Annotated in this window: 18 protein-coding genes and 1 riboswitch; all 18 genes read left to right on the top strand. The window is 45.4% G+C overall.

Annotated features, from left to right (window positions below; translation table 11 throughout):
* Positions 1 to 181 precede the first annotated feature (181 nt).
* The 18 genes from MKY52_RS04510 to MKY52_RS04425 all read left to right on the top strand — a co-directional run bounded on the left by MKY52_RS04510 (position 182) and on the right by MKY52_RS04425 (position 23,191).
* Entirely contained in the window at positions 182 to 922 is a 741-nt protein-coding gene (locus MKY52_RS04510; RefSeq protein ID WP_341050080.1) for a YveK family protein, read from the top strand.
* Positions 906 to 1,547, top strand: coding sequence for a CpsD/CapB family tyrosine-protein kinase (locus MKY52_RS04505; protein ID WP_042185169.1), 642 nt, complete (start codon positions 906 to 908; stop codon positions 1,545 to 1,547). The genes MKY52_RS04510 and MKY52_RS04505 overlap by 17 nt, the downstream gene beginning before the upstream one ends.
* 149 nt (positions 1,548 to 1,696) lie before the next feature.
* Positions 1,697 to 2,587, top strand: coding sequence for a UTP--glucose-1-phosphate uridylyltransferase GalU (galU, locus tag MKY52_RS04500; RefSeq protein ID WP_042185171.1), 891 nt, complete (start codon positions 1,697 to 1,699; stop codon positions 2,585 to 2,587).
* A 30-nt stretch (positions 2,588 to 2,617) separates the two neighbouring features.
* Positions 2,618 to 3,310, top strand: a complete 693-nt coding sequence (locus MKY52_RS04495; protein ID WP_042124430.1) for a sugar transferase — start codon at positions 2,618 to 2,620, stop codon at positions 3,308 to 3,310.
* Between the two features lie 25 nt (positions 3,311 to 3,335).
* Positions 3,336 to 4,271, top strand: a complete 936-nt coding sequence (locus MKY52_RS04490; protein WP_341050079.1) for a glycosyltransferase — start codon at positions 3,336 to 3,338, stop codon at positions 4,269 to 4,271.
* 9 nt (positions 4,272 to 4,280) lie between these two features.
* A complete protein-coding gene (locus MKY52_RS04485; RefSeq protein WP_036676609.1) occupies positions 4,281 to 5,627 on the top strand; it encodes an O-antigen ligase family protein in 1,347 nt (448 codons plus the stop codon).
* Positions 5,624 to 6,397 carry a WecB/TagA/CpsF family glycosyltransferase gene (locus tag MKY52_RS04480; RefSeq protein WP_036676606.1) on the top strand — a complete coding sequence of 258 codons (774 nt, stop codon included), beginning with the start codon at positions 5,624 to 5,626 and terminating at the stop codon, positions 6,395 to 6,397. Before MKY52_RS04485 ends, MKY52_RS04480 begins: the two co-directional genes overlap by 4 nt.
* On the top strand, positions 6,394 to 7,872 hold the full coding sequence (locus tag MKY52_RS04475) for an O-antigen ligase family protein (RefSeq protein WP_341050077.1): 1,479 nt from the start codon (positions 6,394 to 6,396) through the stop codon (positions 7,870 to 7,872). The genes MKY52_RS04480 and MKY52_RS04475 overlap by 4 nt, the downstream gene beginning before the upstream one ends.
* On the top strand, positions 7,838 to 9,223 hold the full coding sequence (locus tag MKY52_RS04470) for an oligosaccharide flippase family protein (RefSeq protein ID WP_341050075.1): 1,386 nt from the start codon (positions 7,838 to 7,840) through the stop codon (positions 9,221 to 9,223). Before MKY52_RS04475 ends, MKY52_RS04470 begins: the two co-directional genes overlap by 35 nt.
* 26 nt (positions 9,224 to 9,249) lie before the next feature.
* Complete coding sequence (locus MKY52_RS04465) at positions 9,250 to 10,107, top strand: glycosyltransferase family 2 protein (RefSeq protein ID WP_038568901.1); 858 nt, start codon at positions 9,250 to 9,252, stop codon at positions 10,105 to 10,107.
* A complete protein-coding gene (locus MKY52_RS04460; RefSeq protein WP_036676596.1) occupies positions 10,094 to 11,281 on the top strand; it encodes a glycosyltransferase family 4 protein in 1,188 nt (395 codons plus the stop codon). Before MKY52_RS04465 ends, MKY52_RS04460 begins: the two co-directional genes overlap by 14 nt.
* Positions 11,281 to 12,420 carry a glycosyltransferase family 4 protein gene (locus MKY52_RS04455; RefSeq protein ID WP_341050073.1) on the top strand — a complete coding sequence of 380 codons (1,140 nt, stop codon included), beginning with the start codon at positions 11,281 to 11,283 and terminating at the stop codon, positions 12,418 to 12,420. The genes MKY52_RS04460 and MKY52_RS04455 overlap by 1 nt, the downstream gene beginning before the upstream one ends.
* Before the next feature lie 61 nt (positions 12,421 to 12,481).
* On the top strand, positions 12,482 to 13,582 hold the full coding sequence (locus tag MKY52_RS04450) for a glycosyltransferase (RefSeq protein WP_036676592.1): 1,101 nt from the start codon (positions 12,482 to 12,484) through the stop codon (positions 13,580 to 13,582).
* A gap of 4 nt (positions 13,583 to 13,586) precedes the next feature.
* Entirely contained in the window at positions 13,587 to 14,927 is a 1,341-nt protein-coding gene (locus MKY52_RS04445) for a UDP-glucose dehydrogenase family protein (protein WP_341050071.1), read from the top strand.
* A 680-nt stretch (positions 14,928 to 15,607) separates the two neighbouring features.
* A complete protein-coding gene (locus tag MKY52_RS04440; RefSeq protein WP_341050069.1) occupies positions 15,608 to 16,981 on the top strand; it encodes a sugar phosphate nucleotidyltransferase in 1,374 nt (457 codons plus the stop codon).
* Between the two features lie 136 nt (positions 16,982 to 17,117).
* Positions 17,118 to 17,197, top strand: a riboswitch (cyclic di-GMP riboswitch).
* 12 nt (positions 17,198 to 17,209) lie between these two features.
* Positions 17,210 to 18,760, top strand: a complete 1,551-nt coding sequence (locus MKY52_RS04435; protein ID WP_341050067.1) for a glycosyl hydrolase — start codon at positions 17,210 to 17,212, stop codon at positions 18,758 to 18,760.
* 153 nt (positions 18,761 to 18,913) lie between these two features.
* Positions 18,914 to 20,434 (top strand): glycosyl hydrolase, encoded by a 1,521-nt coding sequence (locus tag MKY52_RS04430; protein WP_341050065.1) that lies wholly within the window; start codon positions 18,914 to 18,916, stop codon positions 20,432 to 20,434.
* Positions 20,435 to 20,485: 51 nt separating this feature from the next.
* Entirely contained in the window at positions 20,486 to 23,191 is a 2,706-nt protein-coding gene (locus MKY52_RS04425) for a discoidin domain-containing protein (protein WP_341050063.1), read from the top strand.
* Positions 23,192 to 23,220: the final 29 nt, after the last annotated feature.

Here is a 23,220-nt window from a genome sequence, read left to right as displayed (position 1 = left end):
AAATATGGCGCTAAAGTATACCCCACCCCCCTCTTAAGGAGTACAACGTCTTACTCCAAAGTGAAGAGGAAAGTGATGGTATGAGCCATGTGGCGAATGGTGTGGATTGATAGAATTAAAGCAACAACTGAAACTTTCATGAATGCTTTCAGAATGTAATTTTAGCGGAAGGAGGGTTACTGTGGAAAAGACGATTCTGGATTACATTAACCTGATTAAAAAAAGGTTTTGGCTCATCATGGTGTTCGTTTTGATCTCCTGTGCTACGACTTACTACGTTAGTAAAAACTTCGTTGAACCCGTCTATTCCGCTTCCGGACAGCTGCTTGTCAACAATATTGCCAAGGCTCCCGAGAGCAACAATCTTAACGATTTGAGCTTTAGCCTGAATTTAATTGAGAGTTACAAGGAAATTATGAAATCACCGACCATCATGAAAAACGTAATAGAAAATCACCCGGAGTTTGGTCTGACGGCTGATGAACTAAGTCAGAAGCTTGAGATTAAAACTTCAGAGAAGAGCCAGGTGATCAACCTCAATGTTCAGGATGAAAACTACACCAAAGCTGCCGGGATCGTAAATGCGGTTTCGCAGACATTCATTCGTGAATTGCCATCGCTGATGAGGGTAGACAATGTGACCTTGCTGACACCGGCCGATCCGACTGATGTTCCAGGGCCCTCGAACGGCGGGTTTGCGATGAATCTCATCATCAGCTTTGTTGTATCGCTTATGGCTGCCCTAGGAATTATTTTGCTGATGGAAACTCTTAACGGCACATTAAGGTCTGAAAAGGAAGCGGAATATGACCTTGGTCTTCCGGTAATTGCTTCGATCGCAACCATTCGTAAAAGCGATTTGGGTAAGGCAGCAGGCGGCAACACAAGAGTGAAGGAGGGTGCTTATGTTGCGGCTAAATAAGAGTCTGGTTACGGACGTTAATCCATCCTCGCATATCTCGGAATCGTTCCGATCGCTACGCACATATATACGCCAGCTTGGAATAGCGCAGGGTAGCGGAGGAAAAGTGCTACTCTTTACGTCAGCAGAAGCTGGAGCAGGTAAGACGACGATTTTGTCAAATCTAGCGGTGTCTTTCGTCCAGGATGGCAAGAAGGTAGCGGTGGTGGACTGCAATCTGCGACATCCCGGTCTTCATACAGTGTTTGAAGTAGAGGGAAGTGACGGGCTTGCGGCTTATTTAAGTGGGCAAGAGGAAGCGGATAACATCGCTGTCCTCGGAAACTTAGCCAATCTTTCAGTCATCCCGGCAGGAAAAACTCATGTTAGTCCGCCGGATTTGCTGGGGAACCCCAAAATGACCGCTTTGCTTGAGGAACTAAAAGAAAACTACGATCTGATCCTGCTGGATTCTCCTTCGGCAGTCGATTTCAGTGATGCTCGTATATTGGCACCTCAAGCGGACGGCGTGATCCTGGTGGCCAGATACGGAAAGTCCAAACGGGAATCGATTCGCAAAGCGAAGACGCTGCTTGAACAGACCGGCTCTAATCTAATCGGAATTGCCATGAACCAGGCGAAGTAAATGTTTATGCTTTCGAAGTAAGTTTTGCTCTAAGTCAAATTATTGAAGCTAATGCTCACAAAACTTAAGTTTATGCTTTCGAAGTGAGTTTTGTACGAAGTGGGATCATTGAAGCTAATGCTCACAAAACTTTTAGGAGGTAAAGTGCGATGAAAAAGGTAAAAAAAGTAATCATACCCGCGGCAGGACTAGGTACGCGCTTTCTTCCTGCAACGAAAGCCATGCCTAAAGAAATGCTTCCGATTATCAATAAACCAACCATTCAATACATTGTTGAGGAAGCTATTGCTTCCGGTATTGAAGATATCATCATTGTTACTGGTAAAGGTAAAAGAGCCATTGAGGATCATTTTGACAATGCGTTTGAGCTGGAGTCTAGGCTTCTGGAAGATGGAAAGCTGGATCTGCTTAAAGAGGTTCAGCGTTCAGCCAAGGTAGAAATTCACTATATCCGCCAGAAAGAACCAAAGGGTCTGGGGCATGCCGTATGGTGTGCAAGACGGTTTATCGGTGATGAGCCATTTGGTGTCATGTTAGGCGATGATATCGTCACAGGAGCAGTACCTTGCCTTAAGCAGTTGATCGATCAATATGAAGAAACACAAAACTCGGTTATCGGAGTTCAAGAGATTCCTGATGAATTCACGAATCGCTACGGTATTATTGAACCCGATTTGCAGGACGGTAAATTGTATCGGGTTAACAATTTTGTAGAGAAGCCGCCACTAGGTACGGCACCTTCCAATCTGGCGATCATGGGCCGGTATGTGTTTACTCCGAAGATCTTTAAGTATCTCGATTTGATGGAAGAAGGCGCTGGCGGAGAGATCCAGTTGACAGATGCCATTCAAAAGCTGAATCAGAGCGAACGGGTATATGCCTATAATTTTGACGGAACAAGATATGATGTCGGCGAGCGACTTGGATATATTTTGACAACACTTGAATTTGCACTGCAGAGCGAAGATTTGCGCTATCCGGTGATGGATGCAATGGCGGAATGGCTGAATAAAATGGGACAAACCAGCTTGAGTAGTTAAGTTGAGTTCGCAAAATTTTAGATGAGGAGGATGAGCATGCAAAAACTGCCGGAAGACTACGAGGCGGTCCTGCCGAAACTTTACATGCTGCATACCGATGAGAGAAGGAAAGAAGCGGAGTCCTATTTGATAATGAAACGGATGATCGATATCTTTTTTTCCGCTCTTGGTCTTCTCGTGTTAATGCCATTATTTGTTGTAGTGGCGATTCTGATCAAGCTGGAGGATCCGAAAGGAAAGGTGTTCTTTCGGCAAAACCGGGTTGGGAAGAATGAAAAGCAATTCCCGATGTATAAGTTTAGATCCATGGTTAGTAACGCTGAAGAGTTAAAAGAAAACCTGATGGCCTATAACGAAGTGAGCGGTGCCATGTTCAAGATTAAGAACGATCCGCGGATCACACAAATAGGGAGATTCCTGCGCAAGACGAGCATTGATGAGCTGCCTCAGCTGTGGAATGTGCTGATAGGTCAAATGAGTCTGGTCGGTCCTCGTCCTCCGCTGCCTGAAGAGGTGGCTCAGTATACGGAATATGACAAACAGCGTTTGACGGTTACACCAGGCTGTACCGGATATTGGCAAGTGAATGCCCGAAACAGTGTCGGCTTCGACGAAATGGTACAGCTGGACTTAACCTACATCCATATTCGGAGCACCATGCTGGATCTAAAAATCATTGCTAAAACCGGACTGATGTTACTCGGTTCAAAAGATGCTTATTAATAATGTGGAAATTAGGTGAATGCCGATGCGTGAATACGGAGACGTTCCTAAGCTTTCCATTATCATCTGTACCTACAACAGAGCACCTTTATTGATCAAGACGCTTCAGTCACTTTTAAAGCTGGATCACTTAGAGCAGGCGGAGATCATTGTTGTGGATAACTGTTCCAAGGATGATACTGAAGCTTGCGTCAAAAAGTTTATAGGAAAGCATGGAGCTGATATGGATATCCGCTACATGATGGAACCTATGCAGGGGCTTTCAGCGGCTAGAAATACAGGAATTCTGGCTTCCAAATCGCCGCTGATTGCCTTTCTCGATGATGATGCGATACCTTGCCAGCGTTGGATAACAACGATTGTCAGTACTTTCGAGAGTAAACCGGAGGTCATGGCTATGGGAGGCAAAATCGCTCCGATATTCGAAAGTAAACGTCCAGACTGGTTGATTAAACCCTTTGAGCTTCCGTATACGATTGTTGATTTAGGTAGCCGGATTAAGGAATATCCCAAGCAACTTCATCCTTGTGGGGCCAATATGGCGATGCGGAAGCTCGTATTCGACATCAGTCTTTTTCCCCTAGATCTCGGAAGAAAGGGTGATTCTCTACTCTCCGGTGAAGAGACCTGGTTATTCGGACAGATTCAAAAAGAAGGGCATTCCATCCTCTACCATCCGGAAATGGCGGTTGACCATTTCGTTCCGGCGGCCCGTTTGACGGAAGACTGGATTATGAGGCGCTATTATAGCCAAGGTATTTCTAACGCTATGAAAAGCGAAGGACTAAAAGGCAAGCTAATTCTAGTGGGAAAGACAGCCGCTAAGCTCGTGTATATCCTGGCTGATTCTATTCTCTCAAGGAGCAAAGGAAGAAGGCTTTTGAACAAATGTAGGCTGGAGAGTATTCGTGGAACGCTTCATATGATTCTCAATCGGGAGAGGCATTCCGCAGCGGGGTGAGGGATTAACATGACAAATTTTGAGTGGGGCTCCAAATTAAATGTTTTGCCATACGGGATGCTCTATCTCATGTCGGCCCTGTTCTTTGGAACGGCGGTCATCTACCAGCCGATGATTGCGATAGCTGCCGTGCTTCTGATTATTTTGCTGGGAATCTCGATTTCACGGCCTGAACTGATCAGTTATTTCGTTCTAATCACGACGGCAATATCGATTAACTTCTTATATGACGGCAGCATGTTCGGAATGGAGATACTGTCACTTTATAAATTGGTTATCGTGATGCTGCTTGTTCCTTGTATTCTGGTCAATGGCTTGCGGTTTCGTCTGAGTCACCCCTTGTGGGCAATGGTAGCGCTGCTAGTGATTACCTTTGGATCTTCGATCTGGCTGCCGGAAATGACCTCATCCATTGCAGTTAAAGCTTTTATCGGTCTATCGATTCCATTCGTATTTTTATTAATTAACTGGAAAAAGAATGTAGCCGAGCTGCAAATCAAAATTATCTGTATGCTTCCCCTTGTTAGTGTAGTGGTTGGTTTGTTGCTGCAGCTTGCGCATGTTCATAATTTTCTCAACATCGAGTATACAGGCGCTGTACGGATTCAGGGGGCTAATATTCCTGCGCATCTAGCGATGCTGGCCTTTATGGGAGTAGCGATTCCATTTATAGAGGTGAAGCGGAATCCGCAGCAAGCACGCTTTTTCTATATCATGTTAGTTCTAAATTTCTTTATCTTGATTGGAACAGGAACAAGAGGGCCTATATTGGCACTTGGACTTACCGTTCTCTATTACTTCTATGATATTCTCCGCCAATATTTGAAGGGCAGAACCTATCTGCTAATTCCGTTGATGGGTGCATTTTTCTTGATTATGGTCGCCGTTTTCTGGCAGCTCGATAATTTTGAGAAACGTTCCTTTGAGAGACAGACAGATACGGCTGTTGATTTATCAGGAAGGTCGGAGGCATGGGAGTATTTTTTAAATAAGGCTGCGGACTCTCCTTGGTCTGGTAGAGGGCTTGGAGCAGTGACGGTAGCAAATGATGGAACATTGTATAAGGGTTTTGTAGTTCCGCACAACGAGTATATCCGCTTTTACTTCGATGGGGGATATATTGGCGCTATTCTGTTGATGTTCTCTTTATTGGCTGTATTTATTCTGGTGTACAGAGCATTGGCTCCGCCGATCAAACCTTATTATCTGTTATTTATTGCAGCGTTTTTAATCTACTCATTCTCCGATAACACGCTGTCGACGGTCCAATTTATTATTCCGTTCTGTTGGTACCTGAACTGCCTGTATCGATCTTCACAGCCAACCGATTCCCCACAAAAAGAAGTGATACGATGAGTCAAGTGAATATGTTCGATGTCAATTTTGATAACTATGATTTCATGGATTTGCTTGATTACATTGATAAAACCATTCAGGAGAGGAATCAGTCTTATATCCTCACTTGCAATGTAGATCATGTGATCAAGCTTCGTAAGGATAAAGAATTTCAAACGGTATATTCCAAGGCAGGCGCAGTTGTTGCTGACGGAATGCCACTGATCTGGGCATCCAAAATGCTAGGCAAGCCGCTTAAGCAGAAGGTATCCGGCGCGGATCTATTTAATCGATTGGGCAACGCCTTTGAGCAAAGGAAGTACCGGCTGTTCTTCTTAGGCTCAGCTGAAGGCGTGGCGGAACGGGCAGCGATGAATTTGAAAACAGCGCATCCCGGAATAAATGTGGTTGGCTGTTATTCTCCATCCTATGGATTCGAGCACAATGAGGAGGAGAATGAACGCATTATAGAAATGCTGACAGAGTGCCAGCCAGATATCGTGTTTGTTGGTGTAGGAGCGCCTAAGCAGGAAAAGTGGATTTATCGCCACTATACCTCTTATCAAGCTCCGATATCGATCGGAGTGGGAGCGACCTTTGATTTTCTGTCAGGCTCAGTGAAACGAGCACCTAGCTTCATGCAAAAAACAGGGTTCGAATGGTTCTGGCGGCTTAGCCAGGAGCCGGGCCGGCTCTGGAAAAGATATCTTGTGGACGATGCACAATTTCTACTTTTATTACTTAAGGAACTGCGTAAGCGGGATAAGGTGAAGGAAGGAGGCTTGGAATGAGTGTATTTACGCCCCCATCACTTAGGTTCATCAAGACAGCTGGATTAATAGGGGGGACTGCTGCTATAGGTGTCTCTCTTCCGCTGATCATCGGCTTCTCCAGTGCGATGCTGAGTTCATCGAACAGTCTGCAGGGAGCCATTCTCTCAGCCATCCTATTCCCGGCTTTCTTGTTAGCCGTACTTAGACCGAAAATGCTGGTTGCTTATACCTTGCTAATCTGGGCCGTAGCTCCAGAGCTTCGCCGCATTGCTGACTGGTCAGAAGGAGTGTATCACTCTGTATCCTTGCTGAGCTTAGCTCCCTTGTTAACCGGTGTAACCTTGATCATTCCGCTGCTGAAGGAGATTCATAATATTCAAAAAGCCTCCACGCGGATCATGTTAATGTTCGCAGTTGCGCTGGGTTATGGTGCTTTAATCGGTTTGGCTAAGAATGGCATGGGCTCAGTTTATGACTTAGCGAATTATATTGTGCCACTGCTGTTATTGCCGTACTTTGCCGTCACGAAGTTCAAGCCGAAGGATATCGATCGATTGCTTACCGCTTTTGCCAATATTGCAGTCCTAGTTGCCATTTACGGGATTGTTCAGTATTTGACGGTGCCACCTTGGGATGTGTTCTGGATGAAACATGCGGATATGATGTCCATCGGAAATCCATATCCATTGGAAATCCGAGTGTTCTCTACGCTGAATTCGCCCGGACCGGCTGCAACCTTCTTAGCGTTTGCTTTAGTTCCGATGATACTGGAGAAAAAATGGCGGGGAACATTTCGCTGGATCGGCGTACTGCTGGTTGTAATCTGCCTGCTGACTACTTTAGTACGCGCGGCATGGCTGATTCTTCTGGTGATGCTGCTCATGTACATTGGAACCTCTCCTTCTAAGGGAAAGTGGAAAACTTTGATTCAATTAGTTTTTGTGGCTGCTGCGTTGTTCTGGGTTGTGCCGAAATTGCCGGGTGCCGAAGGACTGGTTGCTCGGGTAGAGACACTTTCTTCTGTTCAGGAAGATCACTCTTATAATGAACGGCTAAGCTTATGGCAAAACATGCTGCCGATGGTCGCCGCCAATCCAGTAGGTCAGGGAATCGGTAGTGTAGGCCAAGGGACTAAGCTTGGTAATGACGGCGAGCTTGGAGAGTACGGAATTATGGATAACGGAGTTATCGCCTTACTGCTTACCTTTGGTATTCTGGGTGCTGTTTTCTTCTTCGGAGCTTTAGGCGCAGTTGTCAAACAGATATTCGCTAGAGTAATCAGCAGGGACCAATTGCAGCCATACGCCCGACTTGCTCTTGCTACTTGGACCGGTGCGATAGTCAGTTTGGTATCAGATAATGGGTTTCCCGGACTCAAGGGATACTTAATCTGGATGCTGATCGGTCTTGGCCTCAGCGCAAGGGAGATCACACAAAGTAGAAGGAAGGGAACACCGTATGCAGCAGTTGAATGCAAAATCTCTCCCCGCTAGAACAATCTGGTCATCTTTTAGATTGTTCGCGAAGAGTAAGGACAACAGCTCGGCAGCCGTGAAGACAATGTTTGTCAGTGTCATGATCCTACTGATTAACATGTTAACGGGTGTACTGACCGCCCGTTATCTTGGACCGACAGGACGTGGGGAACAGACGGCAATGATTAACTGGTCACAGTTTCTGGCCTTTAGCATGAGCTTTGGGATTCCATCAGCTCTCATCTATAACGCTAAGAAAAACCCGGAGGATGCCGGAGTGCTTTATCGTATGGCATTGCTGCTCGGTACCATTTTTGGGGTCATAGCGATGATTATAGGTATCGTGGTCTTGCCTTATTGGCTGAAATCCTTCAGTCCGGAGGTCGTGACCTTTGCTCAGTGGTCTATGATTCTGTGTCCGATTATAGTGATCTCTCAAATTAACAATGCAGCTTTTCAATTCAGAGGTGAATACAAGAGGTTTAATTGGATTCGCTATCTAGTGCCGTTGCTTACACTGACGATGATCGGGATATTGATCGCGCTGGATCAGATGAATCCATTTACAACTGCAGTTGCCTATCTTCTTCCTGGAGCGCCGCTGTTTATCGGAATGACGATTTCCTTGCTTCGCACCTATAAGGTGAAGATGAGAGGGGCCTATCAAAATTTAAAAAGATTGTTCACTTACGGGCTGGGTTCCTACGGTAATGACTTGCTTGGCAATTTCTCTACCTATATCGATCAGATCGTAATTGCCGGTTTGTTAAGACCTGCTGATTTGGGGCTGTATGTAGTGGCTGTGAGTCTATCGCGGATGGTTAATTTTTTCTCAAGTTCGATTACGATCGTCTTGTTTCCTAAGGCTTCTGAGCTGTCCAAAGAACAAGCAGTTCAGTTAACATTCAAAGCCTTCCGAATAAGTACGACCTTCACCATGCTTGGCGGAGTATTCCTGATGCTCTTAGCCCCTTTAGTAATTCCGTTGATGTACGGCAAAGACTTCAATGCGGCATTAACCGTGTTTCGTTTGTTGCTCCTTGAAGTGACTATTAGCGGGGGGACGATCATTCTGGCGCAGGCCTTTATGGCGCTAGGCAAGCCGAAAATTGTTTCGATGCTTCAAGGTTTTGGCTTACTCTTGGTTATCCCAATGTTGTTCCTGCTCATCCCTAAATTTGGCTTACTCGGAGCAGGGATAGCGATGTTGTCATCAGCAATCCTGCGATTCTTCTTCATTGTTCTCAATATAAAGTACACCTTAAAAGTTAAACTACCCCGGCTGCTCATTACCCGGGAGGACATCCAGTGGATGAAGACGACGATGAATTCTTACATTCGCAAGAAACCGATGGATATGAATGGATAATGCGAAAGACAAAGGAGGAAACCTTCATGGATTCAGTAAAAAGCGTGGTAGGCGGCCAAGGCAATTATCCAATATCGGCTGTCATCATCGCTCAGGATGACGAAGTTCGAATATCTAAGGCCATACAATCCTGCAGGTTATTCGCCGACGAGGTGGTTGTGATTGACGGAGGCAGCAAAGACGGGACAGTACAGCTTTCTGAAAGCTTGAATTGTCGTGTATACGTCAACCCTTGGCCCGGATATGCGAAACAGAGGGAGTTCGGAGTAGAACGCGCGGTTCATGATTGGGTCTTCCTTATTGATACTGACGAAGTGGTCAGCGACGAGTTGGCCGCGAGTATTCTTGAACTGAAACCGGGGCTTATGGATCAATCGGTTGCCTATTCTATCTACCGGATCGGTGATTTTATGGGCAGATGGCTGGATCGTGGCGAATATCTTGTGCGCCTTTACAACCGCAAAGCGTATGGAATTCGAAATAGCTTGGTGCACGAGATGCCCGAGGTCTCTGAAGAGCGAACCATACGTTTGACAGGAACCCTCTGGCATTATGGTTACCGCAGTATTAACGATCATGTGGCACGTTTCAATAAGTACACTGACTTGGAAGCTGAAAGTGCGTATGCCAAGGGCAAACGATTTCGGGTCAGTCATCTGCTGTTAAGACCACCAGCCCGTTTCCTGCAAAAGTATTTCTTACACGGGTTGTTCAAGAAGGGAATGTCAGGTTTCGGAGTATCCGTATTCTGGGTCATGTATGAATTCATGGTCGGCTTCAAGCATTACGAATTAATTAGATCGGGAAAGCTGACTCAGCACAATGCGAAGACGAGTCAGACCGAGAAGGAGAATAAAGGAGAGAGAAGCTATGCCGTACAGTGACGGATTGAACATTATGACGACAGGCCTTAGCTGGCCGTCGCTACAGCCGGGTGGGCTTAACACGTATTTCAAATCCGTTTGCGAGCAACTCTCCTCACGTAATCGGGTGCATGCGCTGATTTGCAGTCAAGAGACGCCTGCTACCCCTGAGGAATTGATTATTCACAATGCCGGAGATCCAAAAGATGGGATCTGGAAACGTAAGGATGCTTTCCAGCGTAAGGCGGCCGATCTGATGGGAGAGGGCAGTGGCCGTATAGATATTTTATACACTCACTTTGCTCCTTATGGTATTGGTCCAGCCCTGGAAGCAAAGAAACGTGGGATTCCTGTAGTGATGACTTTTCATGGCCCATGGAATGAAGAAATGAAAATCGAAGGCCAAGGCATTAAGCACCGGGTCAAAACAACCATCGCCAAATCCATTGAACATAGAGCCTATAAGCTTGCGGATAAGTTCATCGTGCTTAGTGAGACGTTCCGCGATATTCTCCATAAGCTGCACGGAGTGCCACTACACAAAATTATTGTGATTCCAGGCGCAGCTAATGTGGAACGTTTTATCCCCGCTACGAATCGATTGGCGATTCGCCGGACCTTGAATTTACCTGAGGGAGCAACAACCGTGCTGACTGTCCGGCGTTTGGTCAATCGGATGGGACTACTCCAGCTGCTTGAAGCCTGGAAGCAAGTTGCGGAGCGGTTCCCGAATGCAATTCTGCTGATTGGTGGTAAAGGGCCGTTGCGGGGGGAACTGGAAGAAAAGATCGCCGACTATGGCTTAAGCAACAAGGTAAGGCTGCTAGGCTACATTCCTGATCATGAACTGGCCTCTTATTATCAGGCAGCGGACATGTTCGTGGTTCCCTCACAGGCATTGGAGGGCTTTGGTTTGATTACCGTTGAAGCCTTATCCTCAGGATTGCCAGTGATGGCTACACCGATTGGCGGAAATAAGGAAATTTTGCAAGGCTTCCGGCCGGAATTGCTATTTAAGAGTTCAAGTAGTGACCACATGGCCGAAGGTATGATCCATATGCTTAGCAATCGAAAGCTGCTTCCGAGCCGGGATGAATGTAGAGAGCATGTGCTGGAGAGATATACCTGGGAGCATGTTACGGATCAAGTAGAATCCGTGTTCCTGCAAGCCTTAGGAGAGGAGGTGACCACGTAATGCTTAGAGTGGCCTATATAGATCACACTGCTAAATGGAGTGGTGGAGAAGTAGCCCTGTTTAACATCCTTACCCATATTGGAGAACAGATTGATCCGCTGATAATTCTGGCTGAGGATGGTGCGCTGGCTGAACGGCTACGAGAAAATGGGATGGATGTCCGTATTATTCCGCTGGATGAAAGTATCAGAAGTCGGGGGAGAAATGCAGTCAACTTGGGAGCACCTGCTGCAGCCTTCAAGCTGTTGGCTTATGGCCGCAAGCTTGCGCCGCTTTTAAAAGCGGAGAAGGTAGATTGCGTGCACACCAATTCCCTGAAATCTGCATTATACGGAGCTATCGCTGCAAAAATAGCGGGCGTTCCATTGATTTGGCACATCCGGGATCATATTGGGGCCCCTTATTTAAAGCCTATCGTTGCCAAAGGCATTCGTTTGCTGTCGCGCCTGCTCCCCAATGGAGTCATCGCGAATTCACATTCTACACTGAATGCTTTGGAGCTGCCGCGATCGAAAAAAACGCTGGTCGTATACTCCGCATTCGCTAAAGCGATTGGTAATGGGATCGGTATGCGGGACCAGAAGGATTTTAACGTATTGCTAGTTGGTCGATTGGCGCATTGGAAGGGTCAGCATATTGTGCTGGAAGCCGCAAAAAGCTTTAAGAACGAACCTCGTGTGAAGTTCTGGCTGGCCGGAGACGCTCTGTTTGGAGAAGAGGCTTATAAGCAGGAATTGCTGCAAAAGATAAAAAACGACGAGCTTACTAATGTGAGCATGCTAGGGCATGTGGATGATATTCAAGGCCTTATGAATACTGCTGATTTACTGATTCACACTTCGGTAACTCCTGAGCCTTTTGGCCAAGTTATCGTTGAAGGAATGGCAGCGGGATTACCGGTGATCGCCTCCAATGAAGGCGGGCCGGTAGAAATTGTAGTTCAAGGTGAGACAGGACTACTGATAGAGCCTGGTGACGCGGCGATACTGGCAGACTCCATTAAATGGATGCTGGATCACCCAGAGGAAAGACGGCGGATGGCGGACAATGGGATGAAACGAGTGAAAGAGCATTTTGTTATCGAGAATACGGTCAAGGACATCGTTGACTACTATAAAGGTTTGTTGGCGGGCACCTGACAGATGATATGACGCGGTAATTCTGAAGATGATGCTCCATAAAACTTTGAGGATGATTCACATGAAAATTGCGATAGCGCACGATTATTTAATCCAAATGGGCGGCGCGGAAAGAGTGGTGGAAGTCTTTCATCACATGTATCCCGAGGCTCCAATCTACACAACGGTTTTTAACGGAAGCCGCCTTACTGACAATCTCAAAGATGCGGATATCCGTGCCTCCTGGCTGCAAAAGATTCCGGGGGTAAAGACCAATTTTAAAGGGGTGCTGCCACTTTATCCAATGGCCATCCGTGATTTGGACTTTCGCGGTTTCGATATCGTCCTGAGTTCCAGCAGTGCTTTTATGAAAAGTATTCAGGTTCCTAAACATACGTTTCATCTTTGTTACTGCCATACACCTATGCGCTTCGCATGGGATTACGACACCTACATGGAACGTCAGTCGAATTCTGGGTTGTTCAAGAAAATGCTTAAGGTATACATGCAGCAGCTCAAAACGTGGGACCAGCGGACTTCCAAAAATGTGAATCAGTTCGTAGCCAATTCTTCAGTAGTGAAGACGAGGATTCAGAATTATTATCACCGGGATGCAGATGTCATATTTCCACCGATTAATACAGCCCGGTTTACAAGCTCTTCTACCATTGGTGACTATTATTTAATTGTCTCTCGGCTTGTTTCCTACAAGCGGATTGATCTGGCCGTAGAGGCTTTCAATCGTAACGGTCTTAAGCTTTATATCGTAGGGGATGGACCGGATCGCAAGCGTCTCGAAGGCATGGCTAAGGATAATGTATCGTTTCTGGGCCGGCTAGAAGATGAGCAAGTGACTGGAATGATGGCACAGTGTAGAGCGTTTATTTTTCCAGGAGAAGAGGACTTTGGAATTACACCGCTGGAAGCGAACGCTGCAGGAAGACCGGTAATTGCTTATCAAGCAGGTGGGGCACTGGATACTATTATTCCTTATGTAAATGGTGTGTTCTTTCAGCATCAAGAAGTGGAGGATCTGCTTAAGGCTATTTATGAGGTAGAGTCCTACGCTTGGGATATCGATCAAATCATGGAGCATGCACGTAAATTCGATGAGCAGGCGTTTATGGTTAAGTTCAAGCAGTATGTTGAGCAGGCCTACGTCAATTTTCTAAAAGGAGGATGATTGTATGAAGCTGACAGTAATCGGTACTGGGTATGTGGGTCTTGTATCTGGCGTGTGCTTTGCACTGGGGGGACATCATGTCATCTGTGTGGATAAGGACGAGGAAAAGATTAAGAAGCTGAAACAGATGGAATCGCCTATCTATGAGCCGGGAATCGAGGAACTGATTGAACTGAATCTTCGTGAGGAACGGTTATCTTTTTCTGCAGATCTTCAAGAGTCGGTGCGCCGTTCAGATATTATCATTCTTGCTGTAGGTACGCCATCATTGCCTAACGGTGAAGCAGACCTAACCTACATTGAGGGTGCAGCCGCTGAAATCGCCAAAGCGATGGAAGGGCACAAAATTATAATGACTAAATCTACAGTTCCAGTAGGAACAAATGAAAAAATCTCTCAAATGATCTCTAAGTATACCCAACATTCTTTTGATATCGTGTCTGCACCTGAGTTTTTACGTGAAGGGTCAGCGATTCGCGATACCCTCCATCCCGACAGAATTGTCATTGGTCTTGATAATCCAGAGCTGGAACCAACCATGCGCGAGCTTCATAAGGGTTTCACTGAAAATGTATTTGTAACAGATATACGCAGTGCTGAAATGATCAAATATGCTTCAAATGCATTTTTGGCCACGAAGATTTCCTTTATTAACGAGATCGCCAATATTTGCGAAAAAGTGGGAGCTGATGTAACCGAGGTAGCCGAAGGAATGGGTATGGACCAAAGAATCGGGTCATCCTTCCTGCAGGCTGGCATCGGTTATGGAGGCTCCTGTTTCCCGAAAGACACTAATGCGCTCATTCAAATTGCGGGTAACGTCGATTACGAATTCAAATTATTGAAATCTGTAGTCGAAGTGAACAAGGGACAACGGTTTATGATCATCTCCAAGCTGCATGAATCACTTGGCAGCCTGCGCGGTTCGACGATTGGGATTTGGGGGCTTGCCTTTAAGCCTAATACTGATGATGTCCGCGAAGCTCCAGCCAGAGAGATTGTTGAGGCACTGGTGGCTGAGGGGGCAACAGTCAAACTATATGATCCAATTGCAGCTACAAATTTCAGGCTGCAATACGATCATCCGCAGCTTCGCTGGTGCAATCTGCCTGAGGAAGCGGCTGAGGGCAGCGATGCCGTATGCCTCTTGACCGATTGGAGCCTACTCAAGGAGATTGATCTGCATCAGCTGGCGAAAAGCATGCGTAATGGGGTATTGATCGATGGACGCAATGTGTATTCCAAGGAGCAAATCGAGGGTACCGGCCTCGTTTATCATTCTGTCGGCCGCCCGCAGATGGGTGGATTGAGCGGTTATTCTGCTAGTGTGGCTGGAGCGGTTTAATCTATATATATTGAACTTGAGATTTTTCTATTTAGGGATGAGGCGTGACTCCAGAGAATGTTTGGACTTCCGGCCGCTGTTGTCTGCAGATTTCCTGATTTTAACCGCTAATAGCGGTAGAAATCCGGAAAAGCTTATGCTTACGAAGTGAGCTTTCCTACGGAAAGCTTTTAGGCGGACGCTATCGCTCCTCCAGTTCCAAAATTCTCTTCCGCCACTCCATTCCCTTAATCTTAAGTTTCTAAGCAATTTATAAAGTTAGGTACTCTGATTATATACCGCAGTAGCAGTAACATTTGTAGTTGTCATTGTCTCTGTCTCTGTGGTGGCAACTAGTCTTGCTCTTGTAGTTGCAGTTGTTCTTGCAGTTGTTCTTGCAGTTGCAGCTGCCTCCCCCGGAGCAGAAGCGAATCTTTAGAAAAACGTGCTCGCTTCCGGCTGGTACAGCCCGGTGCGCATGGATCATTGTTAAAAAGTAGTTGGTTAGGTTAAGAACGGAAAGGGAATTTGGAACTGTAGAAACGGAGTGTTCGCCTTTATCCTCGGATTTCTACCGCGAGAAGCGGTCCAATCAGGAAATCTGAGGATAACAGCGATCGGAAGTCCAAAATCCCTTGGAGTGGTTTCTACCTAACAAAGACATAGCTTTTAATACATTCCATTCAAGGAGGGTTCATTCTATGAAAATGGTACTTCTATCAGGCGGTTCAGGTAAACGGTTATGGCCGTTGTCCAACGACTCACGTTCAAAGCAATTTCTAAAGGTACTTGAAAGCCCTCAAGGTGAACCAGAATCCATGGTACAACGTGTCTGGAGACAGCTGGAGGAAGCGGGGATGGCAGAATCATCTTATCTGGCCACCGGCCGCAGCCAAGTAGAAATGATACAAAGCCAACTGGGAAGTCATGTGCCGATTATCGTTGAACCGGAGCGTCGGGATACTTTTCCGGCTATCGCCTTAACAGCTACCTATCTTTATTCAGTGGCAGGTGTTTCTCCAGCGGAGACGGTAGCAATATTGCCTGTTGACCCTTATGTAGAAGCATCCTTTTTCGATACCATAGCTATGCTTGAGGGGACCATGCTGGAAAGTGGAGCAAATCTGGCACTAATGGGTGTTGTTCCTGAACATGCCTCAGAGAAATACGGATATATTATTCCTACCACCGAAGAGGCGGGGGGAAATGGTTTTATGAAGGTGAGTCATTTTCAAGAGAAACCAGACCGCATACAAGCAGAACAGCTCATCGAGCAAAATGCATTGTGGAATTGTGGAGTGTTTGCCTTCCGCTTAGGGTACTTGTTAGATATTTTGCAGCGTAAAGGGTTGCCTTTAGGATATGAAGAATTGCAGAAGCAGTATAAGCTATTGTCTTCCATCAGCTTTGATTATGAAGTGGTAGAGAAAGAAGAACATATTGTAGTACAGCCGTATGATGGATTCTGGAAGGATCTTGGAACGTGGAATACGCTGACAGAGGAAATGAGTAGCAAACATGTAGGAAAAGGTTTTGTAACGGCGGATTCTGAGGGGACTTGCTTGATTAATGAGCTGGATATTCCGATTACGGTAATTGGTGCGAAGGATCTGATCATTGCGGCTAGCCCGGATGGGATTCTAGTTACCCATAAAGCTGAGAGCCCGCGGATTAAAGAAGTGCTGAAGACCTTTGAACAAAGACCGATGTACGAGGAACGCCGCTGGGGCCATTACAAAGTTATTGATTATGTGAAATATGATGAAGGCAATGAAGTGCTGACCAAACGGATTTTTATATCCGAGGGGAATAATATCAGCTATCAATTACATCGCAAGCGTAGTGAAATTTGGACAATCGTCAGCGGCGAAGCAAGTATTGTGCTGAATGAGAAAAAACATAATGTGAAGGCTGGGGACGTGGTACGTATACCGGAAGGAACGAAGCACGCGATCCTTGCTTTGACGGATGTCGAGTTTATAGAGGTACAGACGGGTTCTGAATTAGTAGAAGAAGATAACATTCGTATTACTTTAGACTGGAATGATATAGAACTACAACAATTCATTTCATAGGTCTAACCTATCTATTTAACCAATCCAAAATTTCTTGAAACAGGTAAATTGACTCAATTATCAAAAAAAGTCATAAAAACACTAAATATATCATTAATTGTCGTCGATACTTACGGTAAGAGAGATTATTTCTCTTAAATTGAAAAGGCAAACCTATCGAAAGGTAGGGACGCAAAGCTATAGGGCCTTCGAAAGAGTGGCAGCCTGGCTACCGAAAGGGAGATTATTTTGAAAGCTTACCGTACGTATCGATTATTTGGCGCATTTCTGTCACTCGTCTTGTTTCTGACTGCACTTCCGCTTACTGTTGGAATTTCGCCGTCTGTTGTCATAGCTGCTTCAAATTCTGGAACGCCAGTTACCCCAGGAGCCTCACCTGAAGCCGTAAAGCTGCTTAACTATTTTTACTCGATCTCAGGAAAAGGTATTATTGCTGGTCAACATGACTATTTAGAAAGTCCAGATGAAATTAACAATATGCTGAAGGGAACCAGCGGACAATATGCCGCTCTTCACGGTTATGAACTGGGCGCGATCAGCGGTCAGTCAGAAGGAACGATGACCTGGCAGCGTCAAAATGTGGTGAACAGCGCCATCAACTGGAATAAAGCGGGCGGGATCGTAGCTATGACTTTTCATGCTAACCTGCCGGGCACCTCTTATGACTGGGATAATGTGAAAAAAACACTTAGTCAGAATGAGTTCGATAGTTACGTTACACCGGGTACCAAGCAATATAACAGTCTGATCGCTGAACTTGATAAGGTGGCAGTCTCTTTAAAAAGCTTGCGCGATGCCAATGTTCCGGTGCTTTGGAGACCCTATCATGAAATGAACGGGAACTGGTTCTGGTGGGGGAAGAAAAATAACTTTTCTAAACTTTGGAATATTATGTATGACCGTTTTGTTAACGTTCATAAATTAAATAATTTGTTATGGGTATGGAGTCCGAATGCTCCCAATGTTTGGTCAGATCCTTATGCGCTAACTTATCCAGGTGCTGATAAAGTAGATATTCTGGCAGTAGATATATACGAAAATGATTACCAGCAAAAATACTATGACAGCTTGTTGAGTCTAGCCGCAGGCAAACCGATTGCGATCGGGGAGAATGGTGAAATGCCTAATCTGGAGAAGCTTCAGCAATCACAAAGTAAATGGACGTATATGATGAGCTGGGGAAAAATGCTTTACGAGAATAACAGTGCAGACACAATCAAAACATTTATGAATAGCAACTACACCCTGACCAGAGATAAATTAAATACTGGTCTGGCACCGACACCTAGCGCTGCACCAGCGCCGGCACCTCCCGAAGAAGATGGTGAGGCAGCCATTCCTCTTGCGAAGGGGCTTGCAGGAGAATATTACAACAACATACAGCTATCGGGAACAGCAGCTCTTACTAGAACTGATGCAATTATCGATTTCAATTGGCGGCAAGGATCGCCGGATGCCGCCCTCGGGATTGATCGTTTCTCCATACGTTGGAGCGGTAAAATTAAGCCATTTTATGATGAGCAATATACATTTTACACTACCTCAGATGATGGCATCCGTGTGTGGGTGAATGGGCAATCCGTGATTGATAGTTGGACTAAGCAAAGTGGTACTGAGCGTAAGGGGAATATAACGCTGAAGGCTGGTCAGCTATACGATATCAAGGTGGAGTATTACGAAAATGAAGGCGATGCGAGAGTCCGCTTGATGTGGGAAAGTGCTAGTCAAGCTAAAGAGACAGTTCCAGCAAGTGCACTTTATCTTCCGGATGTCTCCTGATTGATGAAAATTACAGGTCGATCCTTAGTGGCTCTGCGTTATTGCAGAGCTACTAAGCTATAGTCCTCATTAGGTCAGAAGACGATTGTCCGATAACAGGTATGTTTATTTAGCACCTGTGGAGGCAGTACAGCTACCGAAAGGAGGATTTATTTGCGTAAATATTATAAGCAAAACAGATTGTTGTTTACTATATTACCGGTGTTTATTATTTTTTCCTTGCTGCCTTGGGGAGAGGTTAAGAGTCTTCCGAAGGCTATGAGTGTTTCTTCCTCTCCTCCTCCGGCTATACCAAGCAATCCATCAGCTTCTGAAGAAGCCAAGCAACTGCTGAGTAATTTGGTGAATCTACGTGGCAAAGGGATCCTGTCTGGCCAGCATGATTATCTAGAAAGTCCAGATGAACTGGTTCATAAGCTGAAGAATACATCGGGACAAAATGCCGTTCTACATGGTTATGAATTGGGGGCAATTAATAATCAACCCGAAGGGACGATCGCAGAACAGCGGCAAGCTGTTATAGACAGTGCAATTGAGTGGCATCAAGAGGGTGGTATTGTAGCCATGACATTCCATCAGAGTTTGCCGGGAACCTCTCCAGAATGGTCCAATGTAAACAGAAGTCTCAGTCAAGAGAAATTTAATGCTTATGTTACACCTGGGACGGCTCAGTATAAGAGGCTAATCTCAGATCTAGACGAGGTTGCGGGGTATTTGGGTCAGTTGCGTGATGCCGGAGTTCCGGTCTTATGGCGACCTTACCATGAAATGAACGGCGGTTGGTTTTGGTGGGGGAAAAAGGACAATTTTTCAGCGCTTTGGAATATTGTCTATGATCGTTTTGTAAACACACACAAGCTAAATAATCTACTGTGGGTGTGGAATCCGAATGCGCCGAATGAATGGTCAGATCCTTATGCTGCATATTATCCCGGTGGGGATAAACTCGATGTTCTGGCTGCGGATATCTACAATAACGATTATAAGCAGTCCTACTATGAGGATCTGCTCGCACTTGCTGAAGGTAAACCTATCGGAATCGGGGAGAGTGGACAGCTGCCGAACCCGGAAGTATTAACCGAGAAACAAAATAAATGGGTCTATATGATGACCTGGGGAAAATTACTGACAGAAAATAATACGCTACAGTCAATTAAAAGCTTTATGAATGACTCGTTTATAGTATCGAGAGAGGATTACGTTCTCACAACAGGAGGCCCTTCGATAGCACCGGTAATCCCGGTAACCCTAGCGGGTTTAACTGGAGAATACTATAACAATACTGGTTTAGAGGGAGAAGCGGTACTTATCCGCGATGATCGTAAGATTGATTTTAATTGGCATGGCGGGTCACCTGCACAGGAGATAGATGAAGATCATTTTTCTGTTCGCTGGAAAGGGAAGCTCAAACCCGAATTCAGTGAAAAATATACGATTTCGGCATCCTCTGATGATGGAGTCCGTGTCTGGATTGACGGAAAGCTGATCATCGATAATTGGAAAAATCAAAGTGCAACCCTTCATAAAGAAAGTATCCCGCTCACAGCCGGAACACTTTATGATATCCAAATTGAATATTATGAGAATGAAGGAGATGCTAATCTTCGCTTGCTGTGGGAGAGTTCCAGCCAGAAGCAGCAGGTGATTCCACAAGGGGCATTGTTCCTTCCTTAATCTAATGAAATGATAGGGTTAGACATTCCGGAAGAAAGAGAGGACCTATGGATGGGAATAACGAGGAGAATATCCAATAGAAAAAATAGGATAACTGCAAACAAACCATTACTGTTATTACTGAAATTCACCGCATTAACCGTCTTGTTTCTGTTGTCTGTCTCTGTTTTCGGAACGAATAAGACGAACGATTATAAGGCAGGTGCCAATATACCAAGATTAGCTACAGGAAGTGATGTTGCAGCAGAAATACCGGATGGTACTGTTCTCTGGAATCTGGGACAACATGATGGCTCAGCAGCTGAGTTCGCTGCGAGTGGCACTTCTGGGAGTAAGAAGGTATTTAATGTTCCTTCTTCAGCGCTCAAATCATTGGCTCTTCAGAGCTTGCCTGCAGGCTTGAATGGAAAGACCCAGCCGGAATTAACGATCACCTATCAGCTAAATAAGATCCCGGAGAATGGGGTCTTATTTAGCGTAGGAATTCTGGATGCTTATAAATCCGTGCCGCAAATGAGTGTGTTTTCCAATCATCAATTGTCAGGGATCATTCAAATTGCGGGCGTATCGGGCACAGAAAGTGAATATAGCTTTCAAAAATCCTATGAATTATACATTCCCAAGGAGCAATTGAAGCTGGGAACGAACGAATTGAAGCTGCAAACGGTTCGCTGTTTATATTGCAGTGACAAAGAAGATGAATATTCCTGGTGGACTTGGGATAATCTCCGTTTAGAATCTCTTAACGCTCCAATTTCCGAGCCTATTCATGGCAGCTATACACTGACCGGAACAGTAGTGAATAATAAGCAGTTTTACTTTGATGAAGGTGCGGTTACGCACTTGCCTTATGTTATCAAATGGCTAGGGATGGCTTATAGCGGCAATGTGATGCGTACCAGCTGTGCCAGTGATGTCGGGAGATCCTGCTCAGATATGCTGGAATATTACAAGGTATTGCAGGATTACAACATGCAGGCGGTTGCTCTGTATTTGCATACTGGTGATATTAAGCTTAAAGCAGATGGATCGTTGCCTGCTGATGCGGAGAAAAAGCTGACAGATTATTTTGAACAATATAGCCCTTATTTTCAATATTATGAGGTAGATAATGAGCCAGGGTTATTCAATCGTTCTAAGGCAGTTAACCTGGCGATTGCGGACTGGTTGAATAAAAAGGGTAAGCAAATCGCGCCCCATTTACAAACTGTTGCTCCGGGCTGGGCGTATTGGCCGAGCTACAGTGAAGATTCCTGTGGTAATCAGAAGGGAACCGGGAAGGAATGTGGAGATCCGGATGGCTGGGAACGTGATCCAGAGCAACGTATGGAGCTGGAGAAGGTTACGGATTTGACCAATGGACACTCCTACGGCGACTCTTATATTTTTAGTAATGGAGGAAGCTTTACTGAGAATTTGAAGACCTTCACTGGCGCAGACAATGGACTTGGCAAAAAAATGCTGACCACTGAATTTGGTACCTCGGACAGTCATGTGGATGCCTATCAATACGGGGCAACGGAGCGGACAGCGGCTGTATTCGACCGGATCATGCGTGCACATATTGGTTATGCGGATATGTTTGTGCAGCATGCTGCTTTTTTTAAGGATTTCAGTTTATTCAAATACGGATTTAATTTAGAAGAGCATGATCCGGCAACCACAGAGATTTACTATACAAAAGAAAATGAGGATTCACGTGTCAGCATCATGAGAAGGCTCAGTCTTGCCTATGCTACACATGGAGCTCCATTAACTTACCAAGTTGCAAACAAAGATGTGTTAGCCGACAAGCTGGTATATGTTCGGGCCGTGGATACTTCTACATTGAAGCCTCTTGCTGGAAGCGGGGCGACTTCAAATAAGGTATTGGTTAATTTCGTTAACTTTGAGTCTACTTCACAGACTGTGAGTGTAAATGTGACTATGCCGAAAAACGGGGTGTATGAAGGGGAACGTTTTGGAAACGGGGATACGTATGAAAAAGCAAGAAGTTATGTAACAGGCAAAAAGGCTACTCCCACGCTAACCTTTACGGAGACACTTGCTCCGGGAGAGGCTGTGCAGTATATTTTGCAACCTTCTACTGAAGTAAAGCCGTCGGCCCCTAAAGGATTCAAAGCCGCAGCAACAAAAGGTTTAGCTGTAAAATTAAATTGGTTGGAGGCACCAGGAGCAAGCTATGAGCTGCTTCGCGCTGAAGGTAGCGGCGGGGAAATGAAGGTGGTAGCCACCGATGTGAAGCTTACAGAATATACGGATCATAATTTACATGAAGGGACGTTATATACCTACGCGGTAAGGGTATCCGGCTCTAATTTACTGTCCGATAAAGTTCAGATTACAGCCACCGGACTGGTTCCTCTGGATCGTACTAAATGGAAGGTATCCTCAAATGTGAATACGGCAGCATCAGCTCCGAACCTGGCCATCGATGGGGATCGGCGCACGCGCTGGGATACGGGGAAACATCAGGCTTCCGGAGAGTATTTTCAGATTGATCTGGGTGAAGCACATGAAATTGAAAGAATAGATTTGGACAGCACGCTTTCACCTTTTGATTATCCAAGAGACTATGTAGTTTATATTTCTGACGATACTCAAAACTGGAACAAACTCACGTCTGGAAAAGGTTCGAAAGAGCTTACTAAGATATCCTTTTCTAAAGTGAAGACGAGGTATGTCAAAATTGTACAGACCGGATCCGGCGGGAATTATTGGTCCATTCAAGAGCTGCAGGTGTATTCCAGAGAATAAGGGTATCATTTGAATTTATATAATCGTTT

Source organism: Paenibacillus sp. FSL P4-0184 (assembly GCF_038004625.1).
Taxonomy (GTDB): Bacteria; Bacillota; Bacilli; order Paenibacillales; family Paenibacillaceae; genus Paenibacillus_AQ.
This window is presented reverse-complemented; position numbering and strand designations above follow the sequence as displayed.

Excerpts from the sequence above, each read along its gene's own strand:
- MKY52_RS04490 (WP_341050079.1), top strand. The coding sequence starts at position 3,336 with ATGCGTGAATACGGAGACGTTCCTAAGCTTTCCATTATCATCTGTACC.
- MKY52_RS04505 (WP_042185169.1), top strand. The coding sequence starts at position 906 with ATGTTGCGGCTAAATAAGAGTCTGGTTACGGACGTTAATCCATCCTCG.
- MKY52_RS04485 (WP_036676609.1), top strand. The coding sequence starts at position 4,281 with ATGACAAATTTTGAGTGGGGCTCCAAATTAAATGTTTTGCCATACGGG.
- MKY52_RS04470 (WP_341050075.1), top strand. The coding sequence starts at position 7,838 with ATGCAGCAGTTGAATGCAAAATCTCTCCCCGCTAGAACAATCTGGTCA.
- MKY52_RS04445 (WP_341050071.1), top strand. The coding sequence starts at position 13,587 with ATGAAGCTGACAGTAATCGGTACTGGGTATGTGGGTCTTGTATCTGGC.
- MKY52_RS04465 (WP_038568901.1), top strand. The coding sequence starts at position 9,250 with ATGGATTCAGTAAAAAGCGTGGTAGGCGGCCAAGGCAATTATCCAATA.
- galU (WP_042185171.1), top strand. The coding sequence starts at position 1,697 with ATGAAAAAGGTAAAAAAAGTAATCATACCCGCGGCAGGACTAGGTACG.
- MKY52_RS04440 (WP_341050069.1), top strand. The coding sequence starts at position 15,608 with ATGAAAATGGTACTTCTATCAGGCGGTTCAGGTAAACGGTTATGGCCG.
- MKY52_RS04480 (WP_036676606.1), top strand. The coding sequence starts at position 5,624 with ATGAGTCAAGTGAATATGTTCGATGTCAATTTTGATAACTATGATTTC.
- MKY52_RS04450 (WP_036676592.1), top strand. The coding sequence starts at position 12,482 with ATGAAAATTGCGATAGCGCACGATTATTTAATCCAAATGGGCGGCGCG.
- MKY52_RS04460 (WP_036676596.1), top strand. The coding sequence starts at position 10,094 with ATGCCGTACAGTGACGGATTGAACATTATGACGACAGGCCTTAGCTGG.
- MKY52_RS04455 (WP_341050073.1), top strand. The coding sequence starts at position 11,281 with ATGCTTAGAGTGGCCTATATAGATCACACTGCTAAATGGAGTGGTGGA.
- MKY52_RS04495 (WP_042124430.1), top strand. The coding sequence starts at position 2,618 with ATGAGCATGCAAAAACTGCCGGAAGACTACGAGGCGGTCCTGCCGAAA.
- MKY52_RS04425 (WP_341050063.1), top strand. The coding sequence starts at position 20,486 with ATGGGAATAACGAGGAGAATATCCAATAGAAAAAATAGGATAACTGCA.
- MKY52_RS04475 (WP_341050077.1), top strand. The coding sequence starts at position 6,394 with ATGAGTGTATTTACGCCCCCATCACTTAGGTTCATCAAGACAGCTGGA.